The following is a 23,159-nucleotide window of genomic DNA, read 5'->3' on the forward strand; positions in this document are numbered from 1 at the left end:
TTTGTTTTATATGAGCCAGATGCACTTACCTTTCAAAATTGTAAGTTTCTCGTCATGCCAGTGATGCCTATGCGTTGCTAAAGTTACGCCCGAGAAGATTTGAATTTGAGAGGTTATTATGAAAAAGCTAATTATTGCTGCTGCACTTGTTGTTTTCTCGATGGCTTCGCAGGCCAACACTTTCTCAGAAAGCAAGCAGCTGCAATATATCAACGACCACCAGACCGCTGTGGCGAAGTATGCCGAGAAAAATGGCAAGCCGATGCCGGAAATTCAAGATTACAAATACGGCATGAAAATCGATGTGGCGAAATTCGTGCGCCAATCTCAAGACCCCCGCACCTGCCAGGTCTACCCACGGTTGATGAGCTTCGAGGACTCCCAGGGTACGCTCAAAACGGTTCGCTACTCCATGTACTCGCAATGCATCAACAATAAGTAGTGAGCGCTTTGAATAGAATAATTAATGAATTCATAAATGCCAGGCAGAGCCTGGCATTTTTTATTTCCCCTGCGTGCCTTGTTAAGAGCGTCACTCTTAATGATCAGCCCTCGGGCAAGCCGTGAAATAGATTTCAGCTAATCAATAGCGATACCCCAGAAGGTACGAGTTATGAAAAGTTTGCTTGAACGCCCCGACGACCAAGCGGGGCACGAAGGCCACAGCCATGAGCATGGGGGCATCTTCGGCATGAACACCGAGTTGGTCTTCGCACTGATCTGTGGTGCGCTGCTCGGTGCCGGAGTTCTGGCCGGAAAGCTCGGGCTGATCGACAGGCTGCCGCTAGTTCTGTACGTATCTGCCTACGTGTTCGGTGGATGGTTCACCACCAAGGAGGCGATCAGCAATATCCGCCAGAAGCGCTTCGAAATCGACACGCTGATGCTGCTCGCCGCAGCGGGGGCCGCGAGCATTGGCGCCTGGGCAGAAGGTGCACTGCTGTTGTTCCTGTTCAGCCTGGGGCATTCACTGGAAAGCTATGCGATGGGCAGAGCCAAGAAAGCCATCGAGGCACTTTCCAAGCTCGCCCCTGCCACCGCCATCGTGCGGAGCACAAACGGCACGAAGGAGTTGCCTGTAGAACTCCTCGTGCCTGGCGACATTGTCATCGTACGCCCCAATGACCGTTTGCCGGCCGATGGCTTTGTGGTCGTAGGCTCTTCAAGCATCAACCAGGCTCCCGTGACTGGTGAGAGCGTCCCGGTGGACAAGCAACCAGTCGCTGATGCCGCTCTTGCCCGCAGCAAGCCGGATGCCGTGGATGCTGTGTCGAAAGTCTTCGCCGGCACCATCAATGGCGAAACCCTGATTGAGGTCGAAGTAACGCGTCGCTCCACGGAAAGCACCCTGGCGCGGGTCATCAAAATGGTCAGTGAAGCCGAGGTCAGAAAGTCGCCGACTCAACGCTTCACAGACCGTTTCCAAAGGGTGTTCGTCCCCTTGGTCCTGCTTCTGGTGGTAGGGCTGATGTGTGCTGGCATTTTCATCGATGAGCCATTCCGTGATTCGTTCTACCGTGCCATGGCGGTCTTGGTCGCAGCCAGCCCGTGTGCGCTTGCGATTGCTACACCCAGCGCCATTCTTTCCGGCATCGCCAGGGCTGCCAGAGGCGGGGTACTGATCAAGGGCGGTGCTCCGCTCGAAGAACTCGGTTCTTTGAATGCCATGGCCTTCGACAAAACCGGCACCCTGACCGAGGGGCGTCCCCGCATCACCGATGTGATACCGCTAGCCGGTACCCAGGTTCCGGACCTGCTGGCCGTCGCTATCGCAGTGGAGTCTATGAGCGACCACCCACTCGCCGCAGCTATCGTGCGCGACGGCGAGGAGATGATTGGTAGCAGGGGCAAATACCAGGCCAGGAACCTGAAAAACCTGGTTGGCCGCGGCGTACGCGCTGAGCTGGATGATCAGTTCGTCTGGATTGGCAAAGTCGAGATGTTCGGTGCCGACGCCATTCCGGCCCTTAGCAAAGCCGCCCTAGAGGCAGCAGAGCGCCTGCGCCAGTCGGGCCGCACTACCATGGTGGTGCGCCGTGCTGACCTGGCGACATTGTCATCGTACGCCCCAATGACCGTTTGCCGGCCGATGGCTTTGTGGTCGTAGGCTCTTCAAGCATCAACCAGGCTCCCGTGACTGGTGAGAGCGTCCCGGTGGACAAGCAACCAGTCGCTGATGCCGCTCTTGCCCGCAGCAAGCCGGATGCCGTGGATGCTGTGTCGAAAGTCTTCGCCGGCACCATCAATGGCGAAACCCTGATTGAGGTCGAAGTAACGCGTCGCTCCACGGAAAGCACCCTGGCGCGGGTCATCAAAATGGTCAGTGAAGCCGAGGTCAGAAAGTCGCCGACTCAACGCTTCACAGACCGTTTCCAAAGGGTGTTCGTCCCCTTGGTCCTGCTTCTGGTGGTAGGGCTGATGTGTGCTGGCATTTTCATCGATGAGCCATTCCGTGATTCGTTCTACCGTGCCATGGCGGTCTTGGTCGCAGCCAGCCCGTGTGCGCTTGCGATTGCTACACCCAGCGCCATTCTTTCCGGCATCGCCAGGGCTGCCAGAGGCGGGGTACTGATCAAGGGCGGTGCTCCGCTCGAAGAACTCGGTTCTTTGAATGCCATGGCCTTCGACAAAACCGGCACCCTGACCGAGGGGCGTCCCCGCATCACCGATGTGATACCGCTAGCCGGTACCCAGGTTCCGGACCTGCTGGCCGTCGCTATCGCAGTGGAGTCTATGAGCGACCACCCACTCGCCGCAGCTATCGTGCGCGACGGCGAGGAGATGATTGGTAGCAGGGGCAAATACCAGGCCAGGAACCTGAAAAACCTGGTTGGCCGCGGCGTACGCGCTGAGCTGGATGATCAGTTCGTCTGGATTGGCAAAGTCGAGATGTTCGGTGCCGACGCCATTCCGGCCCTTAGCAAAGCCGCCCTAGAGGCAGCAGAGCGCCTGCGCCAGTCGGGCCGCACTACCATGGTGGTGCGCCGTGCTGACAAGGATCTGGGGGTGATCGGCTTGTTGGACACCCCCCGAGAAGGAGCGAAAGAGGCACTCCAGAAACTCAGGGAAATGGGCATCGACCGCATGATCATGATTTCCGGGGACCACAACCGCGTCGCCGAAGCAGTGGGCAGGCAAGTCGGCCTGGACGAAGCGTGGGGAGATCTGATGCCAGACGACAAGGTACAGGCGATCAAGAACCTTCGCCTCAGCTCCCAAGTCGCCATGGTGGGCGACGGCGTGAATGATGCGCCTGCCATGGCCCATTCGAGCGTAGGCATCGCAATGGGGGCGGCAGGCTCCGATGTCGCCTTGGAAACGGCCGATATCGCGCTGATGGCAGACGACATCCGGCAGCTTCCCTTTGCGGTCGGCCTCAGTCGTCACACCCGCTCGATCATTCGCCAGAACCTGTTCGTCAGCCTCGGAATCGTGGCCATCCTGGTTCCCTCCACCATCATGGGCTTGAGCATCGGCGCTGCCGTTGCCATTCATGAGGGTTCCACGCTCCTTGTCGTGTTCAATGCCCTTCGCCTGTTGGCTTATCGTAAAGACGCCTGATCATTGAACGAAGCGCACAAAAAAGCCGGGAGTGCACTGAGCGCTCCCGGCTTTTTTGTGTCACCTGATTGGGGAATCAGAACACGTATTGTAGGCGAGTGATGAAGGCGTTGCCTTTGTCGTCGCCGACAGTGTTTTCGTTGTTGTCTGTGCGCACGTTGATGTAGTTGGCACTGACTTTCACCGCCTCGTTGACGTACCAGTTCACGCCGACCGTGTGGCTCTTGGCCTTGCGTTCATCGGATTGGTCCGCGGTGGCAACCAGATTGCCATCCTCGACCTTGATATCGTCGAAGCGGTAGAAAACTTCCCAGGCGCCCAGATCTTTGTTCTGTGGCTTGATGGTGTCGAATTTCGCGCCGTCGAGCTTATAAATTCGCGGTTCGCCGGTCAGCGTGTACGCCATCTGTGCGTAGTAACCCGAAGCCTTCATGTCATTGGCGGACTGATCAGCCTTCAGCTTGCGGCGAAGGTACTCAGCTTGAACGGAGAATGGACCCGTGGCCCAGGCGCCTTCAACGCCCCAGACCGAATCGTTGTCCCAAAGGCCTTCTTGCGCAGCAGCACCACCGAACAGCATGCGATTGCCGTTGGTTCCCGCATCGCCGCCGCCGTTGGTGTCTACACCGCGAACGCCCAGGCGCGAGCGTATACGGGTGTCGACGGCGCTGTCCTTGAGGTCGCGATAGGCATACTGGGCACCGACATGCAGGACATTACCGTCAGAGTGCAGCGGTGCGAAAACACCACGCACGTTGTAGCGCTTGGTGCTGTCACCGTCGGAGTCGTTGTTGGTTTCGCTGAAAACGCTACCCGACAGGTAGGCCATGTCAGCGATGGTGCTGGTCGCCTGAACACCCATGCCGGCGTTGTCGTTGATCCAGTCGGCTACGTCGTAGGAGAGGTTTCGCTCCATGGCAGTTGTCCACTTCGAGCTGGTTGCCTTCTCAAGACCGAAATCGGTGTAGAAGCGGCCGAAACGCAGCTGGACTGGGGCGAAGCCGGTGTACGTCAGGCTGGCCTCATCAAAGTAGCCATCGGAGTCGTTACCAGTGTTGCGGGACAGGTCATAGTTGACCTGGTATTTCCAGTCTCGGTACAGAGTGCCGCCGAACTCGATGTAGGCGCGACGGAAGTAGGCCGCATCTGCGGTATCGCCGTTCTTGGTGAAGACACCGTCGAATCGGCCATAGTCGGCCTGAACGCGACCGCCCAATTTGAAGCTGAATTCCTTGTCGGTGGTAGAAAGTTCAAGACCGCCCTTGGTTTTTAGAACTAGGTCAGCTCCGTCGGTAGTGACTGTTCCGGAAAATGCTTGCGAGGAAAATGTGCCTACTATTGCAGCGACCAACAGCTTTTCCCGCATGTTCGAAGAACGGATCATTGCTTGCCTCTCGTGTGTTAAGTGCTAGCAGCCGACAGATTGTTTCGCCCTGTGCCGGCCGTTATAGATCTTGAAGATAGGAGCAGGTCACGTTCGTCACCCGCTGTAACAAGATGCCTTTGTTCTAAGCACTCTGACTAGTTTGCAAGCAAAAATGACAGTTGTGTTGCTGGAGTGTTAAGGGGAGATTTTGTAACCTAACAAAATTGTCACCGAACAAGCCAATCCTTCTTATCAAAAAAGCTCTTTTTTATCAATCTGCGGATCTCCAATACCTGTGGGTTACGAATGCATGTCGATTTGATAACAAGATAGATATCTTTCTCCACTAGGTCATCCAGGAAACCCGGTATAGGAATGATGTTCCTTTCCATTTTTCTACTGTAGTCCGGCAGCACACCGATGCAAGCGCCTCCGACGACGAGGCCGCGTGACAAGTTATAGTTTTTTACCCGTGTTGTGCCTCCCTGATGCTCGGCCATTATCGAAGCCCATTTTTGTGAGTCTGCCAAGATCTCATCATCCCAAGGGACAACGAGCATGAAGTTATGCAGATCCACGTTCTCAACTGGCAGCGTGACGCTTCGTGAGTAGCGACTGGAAATAAACAGCGAATGCCCAATTCGACCAAGCCTTTCAAACCTATAGGTAGGGTTTCGATCGAGCTCGCCGTCATCATCCGGGGTGACGAAAATTATGCCTACATCAACTTCACACTCAGAGAGCATTCTCGCTGTGCACTCAGAGTGGATTTCTAGTTGCATTTCGGCATGATCCCGCACATATGCGACCAGATCGCGGTTCACGATGTCGCTGAGCACCGGCTCCGTGATCGCGATGGTAAGCCTGGGCACTTCCTTCTCGCCGGCCTTGCCGAGGCCGTCTGGGCCGAAGAGCTGGCTCAGGTAATGACTGACCCTTTCGCCTGTGCGCGTCAGAGCAAGCTTGTTGTGCTTATAGACAAATACTGGAGCACCGATGTGCTCCTCAAGCTTTTCTAGGCGTTTCCGCAAGCCTACCACCGGTACATTGAGCCCTCGGGCAGCCTGTTTGAAACTCGCACAACGTGCTGTTGCGAAAAATTCTAGCGCTAGCTGATCATCAATTGGCAGATCATCCAATATGTCAGGACTGTAAGAAACAGAGCCGCTTGTATATGTTTCATTTTGTGTAACCATTAGGTCCCCCTTGATGCGGGGAATTTATCTCAACGCCGCCCGGCATTCCTTATATTGTCAACATTGTAATGTGTAGGTCATGCGTGCGTTATTGGAGGCCCTTCATTGCCAAAGCGTAATTTTCAAGCAATCCTGCTGATATTATAGCCTGCTAGCCTAGCATCCCGTTTTTTTGTTCCTCGAAACATGTGTGTTTAGGTAGCGGTGCTTTTACATTTGATTCACCATTTTTTCACCTTTGCCTCCATAGGCTTCGGACATGGAAAATAAAAGCCCACCTCTTTATAGGTTACTGATTCGTTATCTAGGGATCGGATTCATAGCCACTGCAATCCATTATTTTGTGTTCCTGTTGCTGGTAGCTACAGAGATGTCTACGCCATTTCTAGCCAGTATTTTCGGCGGCCTGGTAGGCGCTATTGCAAGCTTCATAGGTAATAGGGCGTACTGTTTTAAGGCGGATGGCTTTCGGAAATTTCAGCCTCTTCGGTTTGCACTGGTCGCGCTAGCAACAAACATCGGCAACGGCGTGGGTATGTGGTTGCTCATCAAGTCGAATCTGTCACCGCTCATCTCCCAGGTCCTAGTGACTGTGACGCTCACTGCACTTGGATTCATTGCACACCGTTTCTGGACATTCAATCATGCAGACATTACATCGCTTTCCCGAGCGCCCTGATCCCTTATTAACCATAGTCGTTCCATGCTTTCAGGAAGAGGAGAGCATTCCAGAGTTCCATCAGCGCATCACCCGCGTCGTAAAGCGCCTACCTGTCTCTTGTGAGATTCTCTACATTGATGATGGAAGCAACGATCGAACTGCAAATTTGCTACGCGATTATCAGGATGGATCGGCTGTTCGTAGTCTGTTCCTCAGCCGCAACTTCGGCAAAGAGGCAGCACTGAGCGCCGGGATAGATCATGCCCGTGGCAGCGCATTAATCTTCATTGACGTCGACCTGCAGGACCCACCTGAGCTCATCCCGGCCATGGTGGATTTCTGGCAGCGTGGCTACGATGTAGTAAACATGCAGCGCAACCTTAGAACCGGTGATTCATGGTTCAAGCGTGTGAGTGCCCGGGCTTACTACTGGGTCATGCAGCGCCTGGTTGAAAAGGTTGATCTGCCCGCCGATGTCAGCGATTTCCGCCTGATCGGACCTGCTCCACTGGCGGCACTTCGAGCGCTGGATGAGCGTTCCAGAATACTCAAGGGGATGATCGGCTGGGTAGGTTTTCGCACCGTCGAGCTGCCTTACGATCGTACTGTGCGCCATGCCGGTAGCACCAAGTGGAACGCCGCTGGCCTCTTCAATTTGGCCATTGAGAGCATCGTCAGTTTCTCTCGCAAACCGCTACGCATATTCAGTCTAATCAGCTTCGGTCTATTCGTCTCCAGCATCTGCTACATGCTTGCATCGCTCGTAGCAGGCAGCTTCGACGTCCATCACCTGCTCGTCGGAATGGCTTCATTTCTGTGCATCGGAGTTGCCATGGTGGGGGAGTACCTAGGCGTGGCACTCGCAGAAGTCAAACGCCGGCCTCGCTATTTCCTGAAGAGCAACAGCAAGGCAGATCCCGTGTCGCTCCATGCTTCGGTGCCTTTGATCGAGGGTAAGAAATGCTGAATCTGAGAAAAGAGCGGCCCCTGTGGTGGATCCTGGGTTCAATTCTGGTATTGCGCTTGTTGGGTTTGGGCGTCTACCCACTGATGGACACATCGGAGGCACGCTATGCCGAAATGGCACGCAAGATGGTCGAGTTAAACGATTGGATCACGCCGATGTTCGACTACGGGGTACCGTTCTGGGGTAAGCCGCCGCTATCCTTCTGGACCCAGGCTGCGAGCATGACGGTTTTCGGGGTGAATGAGTTCGCTGCTCGATTCCCGGCCTGGCTGCTGCATCTGGGCAGCTGTTTCATCATCATCAAGCTCGGTACTCAGCAGATCTCGCGTAATGCTGGAATCTGGGCCGCCATCATCTTCTCTAGTACGACACTTGGCCTAGTCTCCAGCGGAGTCGTGCTGACTGACCCTGTTCTGTCGTTCTCGATTTTGCTCTCCAGCTATGGATTCTGGCGTTGGATGAAGTGCTCCAGCAACGCGGATGCCTACCTGATGTTCGCCGGGCTGGGCCTGGGCCTACTGGCTAAAGGTCCGCTCATTTTGGTGCTTATGGGCACGCCAGCATTCGTGTGGGTGGTTCTCTATAAAGAGTGGGGGCGAGTGCTGATACTTCCCTGGATCGGCGGCCTTGTCCTAATGCTCGGTATATCCTTGCCCTGGTATATCGCGGCCGAAATGAAAACGCCGGGGTTCATGCAATACTTTTTCGTTGGTGAACACTGGAGTCGTTACGTCGTCAGCAACTGGGCTGGAGACCTCTATGGCAGCGCTCATGCCAAGCCATACGGCACCATCTGGATTCAGCTCGGTTTGTCGCTATTGCCATGGGCTTTCTTTCTTCCTCTGCTGATTCGCAAGCGCGGATCAATGCAGCGATTCGAGGCCTACCTCTGGCTCTGGGCGCTGGCAACTCCCATATTCTTTACATTCGCCGGTAACATTCTGTGGACCTACCTGCTTCCATCTCTACCAGCCTGGGCCATGTTGTTGTCTGGACGGATCTGCGATGCAGGCCCGAAGACCACTTGGGCTGCCGCTACGAGCGCTGTAGTACTCCCAATCGTAGGTGCGGGGATCATCATTGCAGGGGTAATGGAGCAGCGACCTCAGAACCAGCGAGATGTGGTTGAAGCCTGGAGTGATTTGCAGTCAGCTCAGTCGGCTCCGCTGATCTACCCTGGCCGTCGCTCGTATTCGTCGGAGTTCTACAGCAGCGGGAAGTCAGAGAACATTCAGGATCCTGCTAAGTGGCCACGTGATAGCTCGTTCTACCTATCCAGGCGCCTGCGTGACAGCAACGCTGAACTGCCTGTCAACCTGAGCTGCGTCAAGATCACCGAAGTAAACGCCAGCCAGCTAATGCTGTGTCGTTGGAAGGACGCTCAGCAAAGTAACAACGGATTGGCTGGAGAAATTGATGCGGGAGCGTCTCGTACGGACGAAGGCTAAATTCCAGACACAAAAAAGCCAGGTTGTACCCTGGCTTTTTTGTAAATTGCTTTCGTCATTTAGAGTCCTGTTTAACCGCCGATTAATTATCGGCTTGTTCCTTACCATCCTTGCTTTCTTTCTTTTGCTCTTGAGCGACTTGCTGTTTGTTCTGATCCGAAGAGTCATCGCTCCATAGGCGAGCCTGTTCAGTTCGAAAGTTTTCATTGAACTGTTTCGCTCTCTCGTAGCCGCCTTCGGCATAAGCGACACCCGTGAGACCAAGCAGCAGGCTGCCAATAGCGATCGATTTGACAAATTTCATTGTGAGCCTCGGTTTTTACTAGGTCCGCCTGATTAGCGGCCTTTGTTGGTTTGTAGTTTAGGAACGCGAAGCTAACGACAAGGTGAGTCAATAATTACAATTCCGTAATTTTGGCGGCCGGGATGATGCGTTAAATCTGCAAATCTGGAAGGATCATGTCTATCTCGGCATTGCTGAGGGCGATGTTAAATTTTCCCTAAAATTACAATTTTGATATCTACTTAAATAATCAGTGCGGCTTTCGGCCGCTCTCGGAGATAGCCATGAATGACATAGAGCCCTGGGCGGTTGCGATCGGTGATTTTCGTCGAAGCACTGAAAAGTTCACTGTCCAAATTGATGAGCTGACCGCTCAGACACGTACCTGCAGCGCCGTGCTGGAGAAGTCGAACGACCTTGTGGAGCAGGTCGATACTGTCGGCCGGCAGATACAAGATGAGGTGCGGAAGGCCGAGAAAGCTTGGTCGAATGCCGAAGAGGTCGCTTTGCGAGCTGCGGCAGAGGCATATTCCGCCGCGTGTCGGGGAGTCGACACGGCCATTAAACCGCTAATCGCGGAGCTTTCTACAGCGACTAAGGCTGCCAATATCTCCATTCTGGAGCTCAAGCGTGCCCCGGTTTTGGCCAAACGTTATGTGATGGTCGTGGCAACAGCGTTCTTCATCCTGGGGTTGATCAGTGTCTACACGACGATGCGTTTTATAGACACTGCTGCCAGCGTAAGCGCTCAGGAAAGGGTGAACGCGCAGTATTTCACCCAACTGTGGAGGAATGCCAATCCAGAGGAGCAGAGGATCATAAAGTCGGTGATTTTGCGATCGCCCATGGAGCCTGTGGTCCTCAGGCACTGATGCTTGCACACAAAAAAGCCCGTCAATTGACGGGCTTATGCATGTCTGCGCTGGTTAAGCAGCAGCCATTACAGGTTCTTTAAACTGGGCTTCGGGAAAGTGAAGGTGGAACCACGTGAAGTTCTCTTCGGTTACTTCCACGCTCGCCGAGCCCTGATGCAAGCTCATAATCGACTGAACGATGGCTAAGCCTAGACCGGTACCGCCCTCACTCCGTGCTCGGCTCTTGTCCACTCGATAGAAACGTTCAAACAAATGCGCATGGTGTTCCCTCGCGATCCCCCGGCCCGGGTTGCCGACACTCAATGTCGTACCGCTCGTACCGTGTTGCACCTTCACGTAGACCGTGCGGCCGCGTGGGCAGTAGCGAATAGCATTTGACACCAGGTTCGAGACGGCCCGTTGAATCATGAGACGATTACCGCGCACTACGTCCTCATTGCCAGAGATTTGCAGCTGGATCTCGCCTTCTTCTGCCGAAATGCTGAAGAGATCGCATACACGCTCAACCTCGTCGACCAGCGACACGGGTTCAAACTCCACCATGGATGCTGGGTGACTGACCTGAGCCAGGAACAGCATGTCGGAAACCATCCGGCTCATGCGGTCCAGCTCTTCTGTGCACGATTCCAGCACTTCCCGGTACTCTTGAAGCGATCGTTCTCTGGTCAAGGCAACCTGGGCCTTACCCATCAGGTTGGAAAGCGGTGCACGCAACTCGTGAGCAAGATCGTCAGAGAATTGAGAAAGCTGCTGCACACCGTCATCTAGGCGAGCCAGCATGATGTTAATGCCGTCAGCGAGCTCTTTAAGCTCTGAGGGCATTCCATCCGTTGGCAGGCGATGGTCCAGGCTCTCGGTGGAGATTTTCGAGGCAACTTTCAAGAACTTGGTCAGAGGTAGCAGTCCGCGGCGCACGGTCCACCAAGCGATGGCCAAGATCAATGCGAGGATGACGGGCGACATCATCAGGGCCCAGGTCAGCAATGCATCGAGCAGGGCCTCACTGGATGACTGGTCCATGGTCATGTAGACGCTGACTTCGGTTCCATCGGCTAAGCGCATGATACGAGAAGCGCTCAACAGTGGGCGGTCCTGGGTATCACGCCATTCATGCTCTTTAGGCTGCGCAGCCGGCTGGAACTTGTGCACCTCCAGATTGACCTGCTTTGAGCCTATCGAGAGCAAAGGTACCTGCTTTGTTGATGTATCGAATATGCTCACGTACAGGTTGTTATGGCCCATGACCAAATCAACTAGCTGGTGCGCATCCGCGTTGACGCCGGAGATATCGTTGATAGTGGACAGGTTGTGAGCCATGCCTGCCATCTTCACTTCTAGGTCTGCTCTGGCATTTCTTTCCAGCGCTTGACCCACCATCAAGTAGCCAAAGGTCGCGAACAGAAGCAGTAATGCTGCGCTCATCAACCCGACTTTGAACCCTAGCTTTGCAGCCAGGCTGAACGGACTCATGCGCGTTCCTCGAAAACGTACCCAACGCCACGAAGCGTATGAATGAGCTTGGTTTCAAACGGGTCATCGATCTTTGAGCGCAATCGCCGGATCGCAACATCGATGACGTTGGTGTCGCAGTCAAAATTCATGTCCCAGACCAGAGAGATGATCTGGGAACGAGTCAGCGCTTCACCCGTCCTGCTCATGAGCAGGTGCAGGAGCGCAAATTCTTTTGTGGTGAGATCGATGCGTGTGCCACCACGGAAAACTCGATGGCGCACGGAGTCGAGTTCCAGATCGGCAATCTTCAGCGAGCTCTTCTCGACGAGTTCATCGCCACGTCTCTGGAGAGAACGGATGCGAGCAAGCAGCTCGGGAAACTCGAAGGGCTTCACCAAGTAGTCATCCGCGCCGCCATCCAATCCCTTGAGCTTGTCGTTGATGCGACCACGGGCTGTGAGCATGATGATGCGGACCCGGCTGGATTTCCTGATGGTTTCCAGCAGATCCCATCCGTCGATACCTGGGAGGTTCACATCGAGGAGAACCAACGAATAGACATTGACGTTGAATAGGTGAAGGGCATCAACACCGTTGTGCACAATGTCTACGACATACCCGCTTTCGGATAGGCCCTGCTGAAGATATTCCGCAGTTTTAATTTCGTCTTCGACAACTAGAACGCGCATGACTTATCTCAAGGTGTGAAGAAGGAATTGGCCAATCCGCCAAGAGGTTTGCAGGCTGTTTAAAGGTTCGGCTGAGTGCATGGCATGCGGTAGTCGCTACCTCTGTCCATACGCCGTGGTCACCTGAGGACGCTTGAATCTTAACGCGAAGAAGCTGGCCGTGGCGAAATCCTACAAATTTGTAATGTAGCCGTAAGATTGCTGACAGTCATACCGGCATACCCTTTGAGCTTAGCGGATTCAGCGGCCTTCAGCCGGTTGAGCACTCAGTAGCTGGCATGTGAATTCGGTCGTAAAAGGCGGCATTTCTGCCAAGCCGTTCTGTTTTGCCAGGAAAATTCCTTGGGGAGCTACCAAGAGCTCGTTGCCAACCACCGATCAGTGGCATCGCAGGATGCGCTGCGCTGCGCGCGGCTATGATTTCTTGATCCGTCGAAAGTGCAGATAATTACTTTACAATCTATTACATGTCCAAATTGTAATTTCACAATCATCTTGTCGTTAGCCGCCTTTGCTAGTTTTAGTACAGCACACAGGCAGCGCTGCTTTGGAGTCGTCTCATCCGGAGCAGCATGGCGGGAGTAACGAAACCCTGCTCACGCCAATGCATTCACCTTGGAACCATACGCTCCTTTGGTAAGGTGAATTTTAGCGCCCGCCGTGGGCGCTTTTTTATTAATGGACTTCTCATGAAAACCACTAGATCTGCAATTGCCGTATTCATGCTCTTCTCTGTGCTGTCGACAGATGCTCTAAGTAGCGTGCAGATCAATGAGGATCTTGAGCAGTCTGCTCGGCAGGCTACAGAGCGCTATGCACAGAGCGTGAAGAAGCCCATGCCAGAGCTTGAAGACTACACCTATGGCATGAATCTGGACGTTGGGAAGTTGGTGTACGTGTCGCCCAACGTGCGGTACTGCGGCAACGTGAAAAGCATGATGGCCTACGAGGACTCGAAGGGCGAATTGCACATGGTTCGCTACCTGGTGAAAGGCGAGTGCGTTAATAGTCGGTGAGCGGCCACCCACTTGCTGCCCCCGGCGCTTAGCTCACAGCAACTCGATGCCAAAACGACGTAGCAGCAGAGCAAAGCCCCCAAAACTTACCATGGTGATGATGATGCTGATGATAAGCGTCGGCCAAAAGTCCAGTTTGGGCAGCAGCACCGGAAAAGTGATAAACATTGGCAGGGTTGGAAGGACGTACCAGAACGTATACCAGGCATGATTAGCTATCTTTTCCATACTCTGGTTTTCCAAGTACAGCCAGATCAGCGTCATGACCGTGACCAGAGGCAGAGCGGCAACTAGGCCACCCAGCTTGTCGCTACGTTTTGCCAGCTCTGATACTAGAATCACTATTCCGGCAGTGACTAAGTACTTCGTGATGATCCAAGCCATTGCTGAACCTCCTACGGGCACTCGAGAGAGTCTGTCGGAATCTTCCCAAGGCGCTCACGAAGTGCTCCTGCCGTTTTGACGCCTATCATTCCCGATCTTTCCTTTACGACACCACTCTCTCTGTTTGAAGAGTGGTGCGTTGACCAGGTGGTTACCAACCGATCAGTGCGACGGTAACGGCATGCTCTGGTGGAAAGCTGCGCGCTCGATCTGAATGGTGCAGTGGTGGATTTCGAACGCATCGCTGACCGCTTCCACGACGCCCGCCAGCACGGCATCTCCATCTGCTGTGTCACCCACTACTACGTGCGAAGTCATCACGTTGCTGCCGCTACTGACGGCCCAAACGTGCAAATCGTGTACATCAGTGACGCCATCAACGTTGCGGATGGTGGTCTCGATTGCCGCGACGTCAAGCCCCCTTGGGACACCCTCCATGAGGATGCCCAGGCTCTCGCGAAGCAGCTGCCATGTCCGCGGCAGTACCCAGAGGCCGATTGCAACAGCGACAATCGTGTCGACCCAGGTCCAGCCAGTGAAGCGGATAATGAGAGCCGCGATGATTACGCCCAACGATCCGAGCATGTCGCTCCAAACTTCGAGGTAAGCCCCTTTGACATTGAGGCTCTCGTTGCTGGCAGATGCCAGAAGACGCATCGAAATAAGGTTGATGATCAGGCCAGCGATCGCGATCCACATCATCGCGCCAGTGGCGATCTCCGTCGGCATGAAGAAGCGTTGGTAGGCTTCGTACAAGATGTACATTGCCACCAGGAAGAGCAGGACTGCGTTGAGCGTGGAGGCCAGGATCTCCAACCGCGCATAGCCAAAGGTTCGTTTTTGATCCGCCGGCCGCTTGGCTATCTGGAGCGCAATCAGCGATATCGCCAAGGCGGCGGTGTCAGTGAACATGTGAGATGCATCCGACAGCAGCGCCAAGCTGCCGGTTATCCATGCACCGATTACTTCAGCAATCATAAAGCTGCCAGTCAGGGCCAATGCCATGACTAGCTTCTTCTGATGTCCCTCACGTACTGCTGCACTGCCATGATCATGATTCGATCCCACGTATTTCTCCTTGCGCAGGGGGGTGGTCGCGTTGGCTTACCAGGGTGGCCAGGCGCTAAGGCGTGGCTTGGCCGCACTGGCTGCAGAATTTCGCTCCTGACGTCAGCGAGGAGCCGCAGGCCTTGCAGCCACTCGATAGTGGTGTTCCGCAGTTTAGACAAAAGCGCGCAGATGGGGCGTTAGCGGTCCGGCACTGCCTGCAAGGCTGCAGATCAGTGATTGGGGCTTGGGATATTGCCCGCCCACTGTCAATTACCCGGTCATTGCCGTCGCAGCTCTGCTGCTGGTCATAGCGGTCATGCCGATCGCTCCCGTGCCCACCACTGTGGTGCTTACCACCGCCGTGGTTTCCCCGGCCGTGGTGGCCGCCCAAGATGTTCTTGAAAAAGCTCATGGTGTTCGTCCCTCATTGATAAGTGACATAAGCACGGGCAAAAGTTAAGGAAGTGTTCTGCTCGCGAGAAAGACTTCTAAATTGAAGTAAAAGTTCAAAATGAGCGTACGACAAAACAAGCCCATTTTGTTTATGAAATTTAATTTAATTCGCTGGGTGGCACTAACCACACAGCAGTCGAACGTGTCCGATTTTTTATCATAGCCTGGTCGATCACAATCAAAAAAGCCATTGCTGCGATTCTGACAGCATTGTAATCACGAGGTCATCGTGTCGTTATCGTGTTCCGGAAATAATGCGCCTAGCGAGAGTTTACTTCTCATTCAATTCTTTTGCCTCAAACATCCTAAGCGCCCTTAAGCCATAGGGCTCGGGGTCTCTGGCGCTCCGCACGCCCACCTTCGCACAGTATCTGTCGATGGTTTGCCTGGTAGCTACCGAGGATTCCATAGCCATGCGTCATGGATCAGCAGCCTCCTAGAGTTTGATAATGACACCTTCGAAATCCATTGTTCACACCCTGTTCAGTAGATTGATCTTTGCTATTCGCAGTACTCGACAAAAAGGCATCAGCACCAATCTGCTCATCGGGCTGGTAACTCTTTGGTTGTTGCTATTTACGAACGCTGAGCTTTGGCGTGTTCTTACGCGGCTGATTTTCAATGCCGATGAAGTTAATTGGCTGCTCGCGAGTAGCCTGCCAGTTGTTGTGTTTGCTTGGGTGTTTACCATACTCAGTCTGCTGTCATGGGCACGGCTCGCCAAACCGCTACTGTGCCTGATCCTGATCAGTGCGGCTTTCGCCAGCTACTTCATGAATGCTTACGGCATCGTCATTGATTACACCATGTTCACCAACGTCGTGGAGACCGACGTCAGTGAGGTCTCCGAGCTACTGAACTGGAAGCTCGGCCTCTGGGTGGCAATGGTAGGGGGATTGCCCGTTTACCTGATCAGTCAGGTGCCGCTCCGACGTAAGCCCTGGATCAAAGCGTTGGCCAGTAGACTCATTGTCCTTTCGCTTGCCCTAGTCACCCTTGCCGGCATTGTGCTGAGCCAATACCAGTCTTATGCGTCCTTGCTGCGCAACAACCGGGAGATTCGGCTCATTCTGGTTCCCACCAACCTGTTTGCGGCCAGTCATGGCTACCTGAAACGTCAGTTGGCCACGCCGAAAGAACTGACCACCATCGGTACCGATGCAGTAGTGAAAAGGCAGGGAGCAGCTCGCAAACCCAAGCTGCTGGTGCTGGCAGTGGGGGAGACAGCACGCTCTGCCAACTTCTCCCTCAATGGCTACTCCCGTGATACGAATCCGGAACTGAAAAAACGCAATGTCATAAGCTTCTCAAATGTGAGTTCCTGCGGCACCGCCACCGCGGTATCACTGCCGTGCATGTTCCTGGACGTCGGCAAGGATGAGTACAAGGACGGCTTGGCCAAGAGCCGAGAAGGGCTACTCGATGTGCTTCAGCGCGCAGGCATCAGCGTAATGTGGACTGACAACAATTCGGGCTGTAAAGGGGTCTGTGACCGGGTGCCTAACCACAAGGCTACCCAACATGCGGATGCTCAGCTGTGCACCAGCGACGAGTGCAAGGACGGGGTGCTGCTCTCGGAAATGGAGGACTTCATCAACCGTCAGGAAGGCGATGCTGTCCTGGTGCTCCACTACAAAGGCAGCCACGGCCCAGCCTACTACAAGCGATATCCCTCGCAGTTCAAGAAATTCGAGCCGGTCTGCGAGACCAATGAGCTCGACAAATGTAAGCAGCAGGAGGTGATCAATGCCTACGACAACTCGATCCTCTACACCGACTACGTAACGGCCGGGCTGATCGACATCCTGGCTGCGAACACCAAATTCGACACTGCGCTCATGTACGTCTCGGATCATGGGGAGTCACTGGGAGAGGGTGGCCTCTACCTACATGGGCTGCCCTATGCGATGGCCCCGGACGAGCAAACCAAGGTGCCAATGGTGCTCTGGATGTCTGACTCTATCGCGAAGAGCGAACGGCTGAATATGGGCTGCTTGAAAGCCCAGACAAACTCGCCATTGAGCCATGACAACCTGTTCCACACGGTGCTCGGGATGATGAGCGTCCAGACATCCTCGTATCGCTCAGCCCTAGACTTCACTGCCCCTTGCAAGCCCTTGGCCGGAAGCACGTACTCCGGCCTCTGAATGCTCGAAGTGCGATTGAAATACTCGCTCGTATCAGCTGCAATATTCAATTGGAGAGCAGAAAAGTCAGTTGAATCTGGTTGCCCAGGTTTTGCTCGCTGTGAATGTCGACCTTGCCACCGCAGTGTTCCACGATCCGTTTGTACCGCGAGCGATGCGCCTGCAGTGTACGTTCAAGCAATTCGGGCCAATCAAGCGCATTGACCAGTGTTGAGACCTAGGCTGGCATCTCGGTTGCTGCCGTTCTAGTCATGGGTAACCTGGGTCGCAGCAGGTGGCGACTGAGCGTAATCGACCTATGAAGCGGCCGGTCGACAACGACCGCTGTGGGTCGAAAGCTGCCTTAGGGCTGGGCGTCTGCATCACTAATTGGCTTTAGCACTATGCTCCCGCCTATCAGCTGTATGCTCAGGGAATCACCGATTTTGAGACCCATGCGTTCGAGGATATCGTCCGGGAGGTCAGTGATGACATCCCCAGTACCATCACCTGGTTCTTGGCATTTCAAGGTTGTCCGCACGGATTCATTCATAAGGGGCGGCTCCTTATGAGCTGATGGGGAAGCCTCCATCCTACGCCCACTTGCCCCCTACTGGCAGCATTCGACCCACTGCGAAGGCTGGATGTTGGAGCCAGCACCGGCAAGCTCTGCTTTCGCAAGTATGAAGGAGTTTAGTGATAATCCTGCTTCCGGCTGGCGGCGATGGCGCTGACAACTCAGCTTAGGGCCGTGTCTGCTTGAGGTCGCAAGCAGCCAGTCGCTAATGACCGCGCTATCGAACCACTGAGCACCATCCGAGACAGAGCTTTGTTTACCGCGGAGCGTGAGCCCGTTCGCTCGAATACCTTCCTAACAAAGGGGCTTCCCCTTAGGCATACGCTTGATGCGGTTCGAGTTAGATCCTGCGATAGACACAGCTAATCCTATGTCAGACGAGATGTAGACAGGTCCTCTGGCATGGAACCCAACGGCGTTAAGTGTAGACACCGTGTTCAATTCGTCCTAGGAGTGTCACAACTTGCTGGTAGCCCGATCGAGTCACCAAGGTGCTGCAAGGTGACTGATGCCTTAGCCCGATTGCTGGCTTGTACAGCCATTGCGCGGCAAGCACTCGACTGCCAAGCACCAGCGTTGCCAGATGCACGATTTCTTCGCACCTGCCCTTGAAGCTTCGGTGGTCGATGCTCCAGCACCCCTGCGGCGAGCATGGGCACAGCGCTAATATCTGAGGATCCTTCATTTGCAAACCTCAAAGGTGAAAGCCTATCTCTCAACCGGCAATTCGGCCAACAGGTTCCATTCCTTTGCCGGCATGTGCTGCTATGTCGAGAAACCTTCCTTGCGTCTGTACCCGCCTTCGCAAAAGCCTTCGGGCGTCGTCTTCATTTTCCGACTTTATACGCCACTTATCAGTCTTTACCTTCCGTCGGCCCTTCATTGCCTCTCCTCTTCCACGTAGGTAGCGCCCAAGATCAAACCAGCCGCAGGGTCAGATCGCGCAGACTTTGGTTGCATCCGATCGGACATCTCAGTCCATGCTGAAGGGGGACAGGCGCCCCTCCTCATCGGTCCGATGGCGTCACGCTTAGCTCCTCACGAACGCGCTCAATGATTGAATCCAGAGTGGCATCCTTGTCCATAAAAAGGTAGCACTGGGTCAAGATCGTCAAAGGATGAACATTCATGACAGAGGCGAGCCCATGCACCATTTCGAGGGTAGGGCCCTTTCCTCCGGCTTCCAGTTGACTAAGGTAGGTTTGGCTACTGTGGCCGCCGAACTCTTCTTGGCTGAGGCTACGAGATTTCCTCAGCAACCTCATGGCCTTACCAAATGCCTGTTTCAGCTCCATTTTTTCATTCCTACAAAAGGAATGATGAAGCCGTCTTGAACGCCATACATCCATTAACTATTGTTAATATTTTGAGGGTTTTTCGATGTTCAAGACCTATAGCCATGCCGAACTCAGCCCAGCCGGTATTTTCGGCGAGCCCGCCAGCCGTCACTGGAAATTTATTGAGCTGGAGCTGCACCACCCATGGTTTTACGTGGAGCTTGTGCGCGATTACGGTGACGACATCGTGGGCAGCATGCTGATGATCCCCACGGTACCGATCCTACAGCAGATGCTTTCGGAGCTTGATGACCGCTCATGGCTCGCGCAAGCACATCTGATGTCACCTGGTCACATGAGAGGCGGTAACGACTGGGTGATGGAACCGCTTCAGGAAGTGAGCATTGCTGAAGACGCGTCAGGAACAGAAGAGGGCTATATCTATAAGGTAGTAGGCGGGGCTTGTTACAGCATTCATCACTCAACTCAGCGAGATAACCTCAAGGTCACTGAAATTATTTTTTTGGCTGAGCGCGATCTACGCGTGAGTGGATGATTAAAGTAGCTTACGCATTTAATTTATCGTTACGGCTTTTAGAAGGCAAATAGACTATTCTAGAGTAATTATCTTGGTTTTTACTATTGAATTAGCTGCAATCAGTGCTATCTTTATGGAGGCGAGTTTCAGATGTTGTCATCCTAAACTGTTTAATCTCCTGCCAGTAAGCTTAGGACTTTCTCCACCCAGCGATCAACTGGTTGTCAGTGAGCCTAGGCTGGCCCAGGTGTATTTTGGGGAGAGGCTTGCGCTGCCCAGTGCAGTATGAGCATAGGCCTTCAGGTTATGAATTTTTCAAGACTAACGAACGGCTCATCAACAGTAACTGGCTTCAATAGAAAATATTTTTAGTTACTCTGCGACGATTGATCCTATGGATTTTTTCAGGTGTACGAGGAGTCTTGTTAGGCCAAGTGACGGCTTCATGCTGTGGTGTCATCCGAATCACCGCCTCGTAGGTACCGACCCTACCACCGTTCTTCCGATAGACTGTCAATGCTTCTTTTGTCAGCAGAGCTTGCAGGGACCACCAGTGATCGGACGCCTTAATGTAATTAGTAATTTCGGGATCTATCCAGCCTGCTAGCCAAGATATTTGGTTTGCGAGCAAACGGAGGCTGTTTACCGTTTGGCGTGGCCGGCGAGGTATAAAGCCCAGATTGCCATAGGAGTCAAACTCCGGCGTTCTCCAGATCTGATCGTGATGGCCAATCCTATTTCGAACATCTCGTACTTGGCTAAGTAGGTTGGCCAGTCTATCGACAAACGCCGCATCATCGTATGGCGTCGTAGCAAGGTCAGGGGCGTTTGGAAATGCTATTGATAAAACGCTAGCCTGCATGCCAGCAGGGTGCGATTTATGCTTCAAGCCTTTGATAATCGTTTCCCAGAATCCAAAGGGGACCTTCGCGACAATGTCGTCAACAGTTGCATTCCCTTTTCCTTTCTTCTTTGCGATCTTCTCTACCGCGCCGAGTACATCCTCGTGGGTGTATCGTGTGGATCTGGGGTTGTTGCCCCTTGCTAGGTCATTATTGGCCAAGCCCTGACTGCATGGCCAGCTGATGCGCTTAACATCCGTTGTGCTTAGCCTGTAGGTGACTTCCATCCCCGCTCTGAGCAATGATGCGGAATGGTCGTAGACGAGAGGAAGAACATGGACGAAAGGATCTTGCAGCTAATCGGTGATGCTCAGTTCGAGCGTTGCCTTTATGAAGCTGCGATGTTTAATCTCGAAGACCGCAGGAACAGGCTTCGCTTTCATAACTTCGCCTTTGCTATGCGCGAGCTGGTGGGTCACACGCTGAAGCGCCTGGCTCCAGACGCCGAGGTGAAAAAGTGCATATGGTGGCAGCAGAAGGCAGAAGGCGTTGTCCCGGAGGTAACGCGAGTCGAGCGGTGTGTGTATGCAACGCAGGGCGGGCTTTCCAACCACTACGTGCGAACAAAGCTCCGGTTGGACTTCGCTCAGGAGTTTGAGGAGCTTCGAGATGCCGTAGTCCGTTTGAACGGGTACGTCCACATCACACCAGAAGTTTTCCTCATGGAGGAGGACGACATCGAGCACCTCGCAGTAGAAACAATCGAAGCCGTGGCCGGACTGATGGCCTGCATCCAAGAGTGCAGAGCCGCCGTCGGGGATCGTTTATCGCATGCGATCAATGATGCGACGGTCCAGCAGATTGTTGGGGAAAGTTTGGACGCTGTAGATGAGCTAGCCTCGCACTATTCCCTTGAAGAAATCTATGTGGAATCGCATGAGGTTACCAGTATTACCTCAGAGACTGTACACATCAGGGTAAGCGGTAGCATAGGGGTAACACTGCAGTGGGGATCTAACTCTGATCTCAGAAGAGGCGATGGAGCCGAATTGGATGAGTCGTTCGATTACACCTGCGAATTGACCTGCGAAGCGGCAAATCCAAATCCTGAGGCGCTAGAGTTCGTCGAAGACTCTTTGATGGTAGACACGGGCGACTGGCACGATCAAGAGGAGGATTGGATCGACTCTGCGGCGAGTACATCCGAAGACCATGAAACTCTCGATGCATCGGGCATTCGATCGGACTTCTAGGCTCAGTAGTTTAAGCACCGTCCCGTCCATAGCTATCCATTATCAAGGGCGATTATGGAGCCGAAAGCGGGACGTTCAAGCATGCTGATTCCGCCATGCATCAAATGGGTTGGCTATGTGTTGTGACACCATCTCAGTTGGCGCTATCGTCTTTCCCTGTCAACTGATCCAACGCATTAGCACCACTCTTAAACGCCGACGCAAAGATTGCTCTATTTTTCGCCATAAAAATGCTTGCGTCCTCCGCTTGTTTTTCGTCAAGACCTGGTACATTTTTAATGAGAACGGAAGTTAAAATTTCTGCCAATTCAAGCATTTGATCATGTGCATCGGCTAGTTTTCGATCCAAAAAAACCTTCTCCAAATCTCGAGTGCTTCGGTAAAGTACTTCTACTGCCATGATGGCCTCTCAAAAATTAAAGGGCTGCCTACCTGGGGCAATGCCCTGAAAAAAATTCTATCCGATGGATGTTATCTCTACGATCCGTGCTTGTCTTCATATGAACATTGATAACTAGGCATAGGTCCTTTCGAAAATCTATGCACCGCCTTCCTGTATCTGATTTGTCAGTTGGCGTCTAACGCGCTGATTTAAAACAATAAAACAAAGCATTTTGACACTAACTGGACAGGCATTAGGTGTAGAAAACGGCGGACAAGCGCTCCGGGTCGCGGCTGCTGCGGTACACCACTTCGACGGCCATTCATCACCTCTATGCCTTTTTGCTGGTTGTGTTGCGGTTTACTGTATCTATATACAGTAATGGCAATGTTGGTTGGTTCGCAAGCAGAAATTGTAGCGTGGCGGTTTGCGGGGTGTTTGGCTCAACAACTTTAGTGCCTGTGAAATCGAGCGCCGCCCGCGCGGCGCTTCGCGGCGCAAGGCCGCTCCCACATCTGTTTCGGGCCAGTCTCTTCTGTGAGTTCACCGCTGCCCGCTTTGTGTGTTCCCTTCGATATTGAAGGTGCCGCCCATGCTTTTCTGCCATCTCCAGCCATGCACCCAGGGAGCGAGTGCGGGGGGAGCAGGAGTAACTGGCCCGAGACAGATGTGGGAGCGGCCTTGCGCCGCGAAGCGCCGCGCGGGCGGCGCTCGATCTCATAGGCGCTGAAATTGTTGTGTCGGACACATGGCGGCCCTAATG

At 53.7% G+C, this 23,159-nt stretch carries 22 protein-coding genes and 1 pseudogene; 10 read left to right on the plus strand and 13 right to left on the minus strand.

Going from position 1 to position 23,159, the window contains the following annotated elements:
• Window positions 1–118 precede the first annotated feature (118 nt).
• Entirely contained in the window at window positions 119–442 is a 324-nt protein-coding gene (locus ACIP02_RS06230) for a DUF2790 domain-containing protein (protein ID WP_034137071.1), read from the plus strand.
• Window positions 443–883: 441 nt separating this feature from the next.
• Window positions 884–3,561 (plus strand): annotated as a pseudogene (locus ACIP02_RS06235) (heavy metal translocating P-type ATPase).
• 76 nt (window positions 3,562–3,637) lie between these two features.
• On the opposite strand, the gene ACIP02_RS06240 reads toward ACIP02_RS06235, so the two are convergent.
• Together ACIP02_RS06240 and ACIP02_RS06245 are read right to left on the minus strand one after the other, a co-directional pair.
• Complete coding sequence (locus ACIP02_RS06240) at window positions 3,638–4,945, minus strand: OprO/OprP family phosphate-selective porin (protein WP_034137073.1); 1,308 nt, start codon at window positions 4,943–4,945, stop codon at window positions 3,638–3,640.
• Window positions 4,946–5,154: 209 nt separating this feature from the next.
• On the minus strand, window positions 5,155–6,123 hold the full coding sequence (locus ACIP02_RS06245; protein WP_103438541.1) for a LysR family transcriptional regulator: 969 nt from the start codon (window positions 6,121–6,123) through the stop codon (window positions 5,155–5,157).
• A gap of 259 nt (window positions 6,124–6,382) precedes the next feature.
• On the opposite strand from ACIP02_RS06245, the gene ACIP02_RS06250 reads away from it, so the two are divergent.
• Genes ACIP02_RS06250 through ACIP02_RS06260 form a run of 3 tightly spaced genes read left to right on the plus strand, consistent with a single transcriptional unit; the run spans window position 6,383 to window position 9,199 of the window.
• Window positions 6,383–6,802: a GtrA family protein gene (locus ACIP02_RS06250; RefSeq protein ID WP_080889212.1), complete on the plus strand. Its 420-nt coding sequence runs from the start codon at window positions 6,383–6,385 to the stop codon at window positions 6,800–6,802.
• Window positions 6,768–7,751: a glycosyltransferase family 2 protein gene (locus ACIP02_RS06255; protein WP_059395180.1), complete on the plus strand. Its 984-nt coding sequence runs from the start codon at window positions 6,768–6,770 to the stop codon at window positions 7,749–7,751. Before ACIP02_RS06250 ends, ACIP02_RS06255 begins: the two co-directional genes overlap by 35 nt.
• Window positions 7,745–9,199, plus strand: coding sequence for a glycosyltransferase family 39 protein (locus tag ACIP02_RS06260; RefSeq protein WP_059395179.1), 1,455 nt, complete (start codon window positions 7,745–7,747; stop codon window positions 9,197–9,199). Before ACIP02_RS06255 ends, ACIP02_RS06260 begins: the two co-directional genes overlap by 7 nt.
• Before the next feature lie 82 nt (window positions 9,200–9,281).
• On the opposite strand, the gene ACIP02_RS06265 is transcribed toward ACIP02_RS06260, so the two are convergent.
• Window positions 9,282–9,503 (minus strand): hypothetical protein, encoded by a 222-nt coding sequence (locus tag ACIP02_RS06265; RefSeq protein WP_059395178.1) that lies wholly within the window; start codon window positions 9,501–9,503, stop codon window positions 9,282–9,284.
• A 263-nt stretch (window positions 9,504–9,766) separates the two neighbouring features.
• Here ACIP02_RS06265 and ACIP02_RS06270 point away from each other — a divergent pair, with 263 nt between their 5' ends.
• Entirely contained in the window at window positions 9,767–10,354 is a 588-nt protein-coding gene (locus ACIP02_RS06270) for a hypothetical protein (RefSeq protein WP_125923841.1), read from the plus strand.
• A 54-nt stretch (window positions 10,355–10,408) separates the two neighbouring features.
• Here ACIP02_RS06270 and ACIP02_RS06275 read toward each other — a convergent pair whose 3' ends face one another.
• Together ACIP02_RS06275 and ACIP02_RS06280 are read right to left on the minus strand one after the other, a co-directional pair.
• Complete coding sequence (locus tag ACIP02_RS06275; RefSeq protein WP_034138162.1) at window positions 10,409–11,827, minus strand: heavy metal sensor histidine kinase; 1,419 nt, start codon at window positions 11,825–11,827, stop codon at window positions 10,409–10,411.
• Window positions 11,824–12,498: a heavy metal response regulator transcription factor gene (locus ACIP02_RS06280; protein WP_034138161.1), complete on the minus strand. Its 675-nt coding sequence runs from the start codon at window positions 12,496–12,498 to the stop codon at window positions 11,824–11,826. Before ACIP02_RS06280 ends, ACIP02_RS06275 begins: the two co-directional genes overlap by 4 nt.
• A 689-nt stretch (window positions 12,499–13,187) precedes the next feature.
• Here ACIP02_RS06280 and ACIP02_RS06285 point away from each other — a divergent pair.
• Window positions 13,188–13,514 carry a DUF2790 domain-containing protein gene (locus ACIP02_RS06285; protein ID WP_034138160.1) on the plus strand — a complete coding sequence of 109 codons (327 nt, stop codon included), beginning with the start codon at window positions 13,188–13,190 and terminating at the stop codon, window positions 13,512–13,514.
• 33 nt (window positions 13,515–13,547) lie between these two features.
• Here the strand turns inward: ACIP02_RS06285 and ACIP02_RS06290 are convergent, their stop codons facing one another.
• From ACIP02_RS06290 to ACIP02_RS06300, 3 genes are all read right to left on the minus strand, one after another.
• A complete protein-coding gene (locus ACIP02_RS06290; protein ID WP_034138159.1) occupies window positions 13,548–13,898 on the minus strand; it encodes a DUF3147 family protein in 351 nt (116 codons plus the stop codon).
• A gap of 162 nt (window positions 13,899–14,060) precedes the next feature.
• The gene (locus tag ACIP02_RS06295; RefSeq protein WP_034138158.1) at window positions 14,061–14,966 is read right to left on the minus strand and encodes a cation diffusion facilitator family transporter; all 906 of its coding nucleotides are present in this window, start codon (window positions 14,964–14,966) and stop codon (window positions 14,061–14,063) included.
• 55 nt (window positions 14,967–15,021) lie between these two features.
• Window positions 15,022–15,360, minus strand: a complete 339-nt coding sequence (locus tag ACIP02_RS06300; RefSeq protein ID WP_080761431.1) for a zinc ribbon domain-containing protein — start codon at window positions 15,358–15,360, stop codon at window positions 15,022–15,024.
• A 490-nt stretch (window positions 15,361–15,850) separates the two neighbouring features.
• On the opposite strand from ACIP02_RS06300, the gene ACIP02_RS06305 reads away from it, so the two are divergent.
• Window positions 15,851–17,548, plus strand: a complete 1,698-nt coding sequence (locus ACIP02_RS06305) for a phosphoethanolamine transferase (RefSeq protein ID WP_034138157.1) — start codon at window positions 15,851–15,853, stop codon at window positions 17,546–17,548.
• Window positions 17,549–17,891: 343 nt separating this feature from the next.
• On the opposite strand, the gene ACIP02_RS06310 is transcribed toward ACIP02_RS06305, so the two are convergent.
• The 3 genes from ACIP02_RS06310 to ACIP02_RS06320 form a co-directional block, all read right to left on the minus strand.
• Window positions 17,892–18,119, minus strand: coding sequence for an AbrB/MazE/SpoVT family DNA-binding domain-containing protein (locus ACIP02_RS06310; RefSeq protein ID WP_371928076.1), 228 nt, complete (start codon window positions 18,117–18,119; stop codon window positions 17,892–17,894).
• Window positions 18,120–18,522: 403 nt separating this feature from the next.
• Window positions 18,523–18,789 (minus strand): antitoxin Xre/MbcA/ParS toxin-binding domain-containing protein, encoded by a 267-nt coding sequence (locus tag ACIP02_RS06315; protein WP_080761430.1) that lies wholly within the window; start codon window positions 18,787–18,789, stop codon window positions 18,523–18,525.
• Between the two features lie 322 nt (window positions 18,790–19,111).
• Window positions 19,112–19,399 carry a helix-turn-helix domain-containing protein gene (locus ACIP02_RS06320; RefSeq protein WP_059395176.1) on the minus strand — a complete coding sequence of 96 codons (288 nt, stop codon included), beginning with the start codon at window positions 19,397–19,399 and terminating at the stop codon, window positions 19,112–19,114.
• Between the two features lie 85 nt (window positions 19,400–19,484).
• On the opposite strand from ACIP02_RS06320, the gene ACIP02_RS06325 reads away from it, so the two are divergent.
• Window positions 19,485–19,937, plus strand: coding sequence for a hypothetical protein (locus tag ACIP02_RS06325; RefSeq protein ID WP_059395175.1), 453 nt, complete (start codon window positions 19,485–19,487; stop codon window positions 19,935–19,937).
• Window positions 19,938–20,271: 334 nt separating this feature from the next.
• Here the strand turns inward: ACIP02_RS06325 and ACIP02_RS06330 are convergent, their stop codons facing one another.
• Complete coding sequence (locus tag ACIP02_RS06330) at window positions 20,272–21,048, minus strand: hypothetical protein (RefSeq protein ID WP_125923842.1); 777 nt, start codon at window positions 21,046–21,048, stop codon at window positions 20,272–20,274.
• 48 nt (window positions 21,049–21,096) lie between these two features.
• On the opposite strand from ACIP02_RS06330, the gene ACIP02_RS06335 reads away from it, so the two are divergent.
• Window positions 21,097–22,014, plus strand: a complete 918-nt coding sequence (locus ACIP02_RS06335; RefSeq protein ID WP_034137099.1) for a hypothetical protein — start codon at window positions 21,097–21,099, stop codon at window positions 22,012–22,014.
• Window positions 22,015–22,147: 133 nt separating this feature from the next.
• On the opposite strand, the gene ACIP02_RS06340 is transcribed toward ACIP02_RS06335, so the two are convergent.
• Window positions 22,148–22,414, minus strand: coding sequence for a YebG family protein (locus tag ACIP02_RS06340; RefSeq protein WP_034137100.1), 267 nt, complete (start codon window positions 22,412–22,414; stop codon window positions 22,148–22,150).
• Window positions 22,415–23,159 lie beyond the last annotated feature (745 nt).

The organism is Pseudomonas sp. NPDC089408 (assembly GCF_044749445.1).
In the GTDB taxonomy this organism is placed as follows: Bacteria; Pseudomonadota; Gammaproteobacteria; order Pseudomonadales; family Pseudomonadaceae; genus Aquipseudomonas.

Bases quoted from the DNA above. Each gene is read 5' to 3' on its own strand.
- ACIP02_RS06230 (WP_034137071.1), top strand. From the start codon at position 119: ATGAAAAAGCTAATTATTGCTGCTGCACTTGTTGTTTTCTCGATGGCT.
- ACIP02_RS06240 (WP_034137073.1), bottom strand. From the start codon at position 4,945: ATGATCCGTTCTTCGAACATGCGGGAAAAGCTGTTGGTCGCTGCAATA.
- ACIP02_RS06245 (WP_103438541.1), bottom strand. From the start codon at position 6,123: ATGGTTACACAAAATGAAACATATACAAGCGGCTCTGTTTCTTACAGT.
- ACIP02_RS06250 (WP_080889212.1), top strand. From the start codon at position 6,383: ATGGAAAATAAAAGCCCACCTCTTTATAGGTTACTGATTCGTTATCTA.
- ACIP02_RS06255 (WP_059395180.1), top strand. From the start codon at position 6,768: ATGCAGACATTACATCGCTTTCCCGAGCGCCCTGATCCCTTATTAACC.
- ACIP02_RS06260 (WP_059395179.1), top strand. From the start codon at position 7,745: ATGCTGAATCTGAGAAAAGAGCGGCCCCTGTGGTGGATCCTGGGTTCA.
- ACIP02_RS06265 (WP_059395178.1), bottom strand. From the start codon at position 9,503: ATGAAATTTGTCAAATCGATCGCTATTGGCAGCCTGCTGCTTGGTCTC.
- ACIP02_RS06270 (WP_125923841.1), top strand. From the start codon at position 9,767: ATGAATGACATAGAGCCCTGGGCGGTTGCGATCGGTGATTTTCGTCGA.
- ACIP02_RS06275 (WP_034138162.1), bottom strand. From the start codon at position 11,827: ATGAGTCCGTTCAGCCTGGCTGCAAAGCTAGGGTTCAAAGTCGGGTTG.
- ACIP02_RS06280 (WP_034138161.1), bottom strand. From the start codon at position 12,498: ATGCGCGTTCTAGTTGTCGAAGACGAAATTAAAACTGCGGAATATCTT.
- ACIP02_RS06285 (WP_034138160.1), top strand. From the start codon at position 13,188: ATGAAAACCACTAGATCTGCAATTGCCGTATTCATGCTCTTCTCTGTG.
- ACIP02_RS06290 (WP_034138159.1), bottom strand. From the start codon at position 13,898: ATGGCTTGGATCATCACGAAGTACTTAGTCACTGCCGGAATAGTGATT.
- ACIP02_RS06300 (WP_080761431.1), bottom strand. From the start codon at position 15,360: ATGAGCTTTTTCAAGAACATCTTGGGCGGCCACCACGGCCGGGGAAAC.
- ACIP02_RS06305 (WP_034138157.1), top strand. From the start codon at position 15,851: ATGACACCTTCGAAATCCATTGTTCACACCCTGTTCAGTAGATTGATC.
- ACIP02_RS06310 (WP_371928076.1), bottom strand. From the start codon at position 18,119: ATGGAGGCTTCCCCATCAGCTCATAAGGAGCCGCCCCTTATGAATGAA.
- ACIP02_RS06315 (WP_080761430.1), bottom strand. From the start codon at position 18,789: ATGAAGGATCCTCAGATATTAGCGCTGTGCCCATGCTCGCCGCAGGGG.
- ACIP02_RS06320 (WP_059395176.1), bottom strand. From the start codon at position 19,399: ATGGAGCTGAAACAGGCATTTGGTAAGGCCATGAGGTTGCTGAGGAAA.
- ACIP02_RS06325 (WP_059395175.1), top strand. From the start codon at position 19,485: ATGTTCAAGACCTATAGCCATGCCGAACTCAGCCCAGCCGGTATTTTC.
- ACIP02_RS06330 (WP_125923842.1), bottom strand. From the start codon at position 21,048: ATGGAAGTCACCTACAGGCTAAGCACAACGGATGTTAAGCGCATCAGC.
- ACIP02_RS06335 (WP_034137099.1), top strand. From the start codon at position 21,097: ATGGACGAAAGGATCTTGCAGCTAATCGGTGATGCTCAGTTCGAGCGT.
- ACIP02_RS06340 (WP_034137100.1), bottom strand. From the start codon at position 22,414: ATGGCAGTAGAAGTACTTTACCGAAGCACTCGAGATTTGGAGAAGGTT.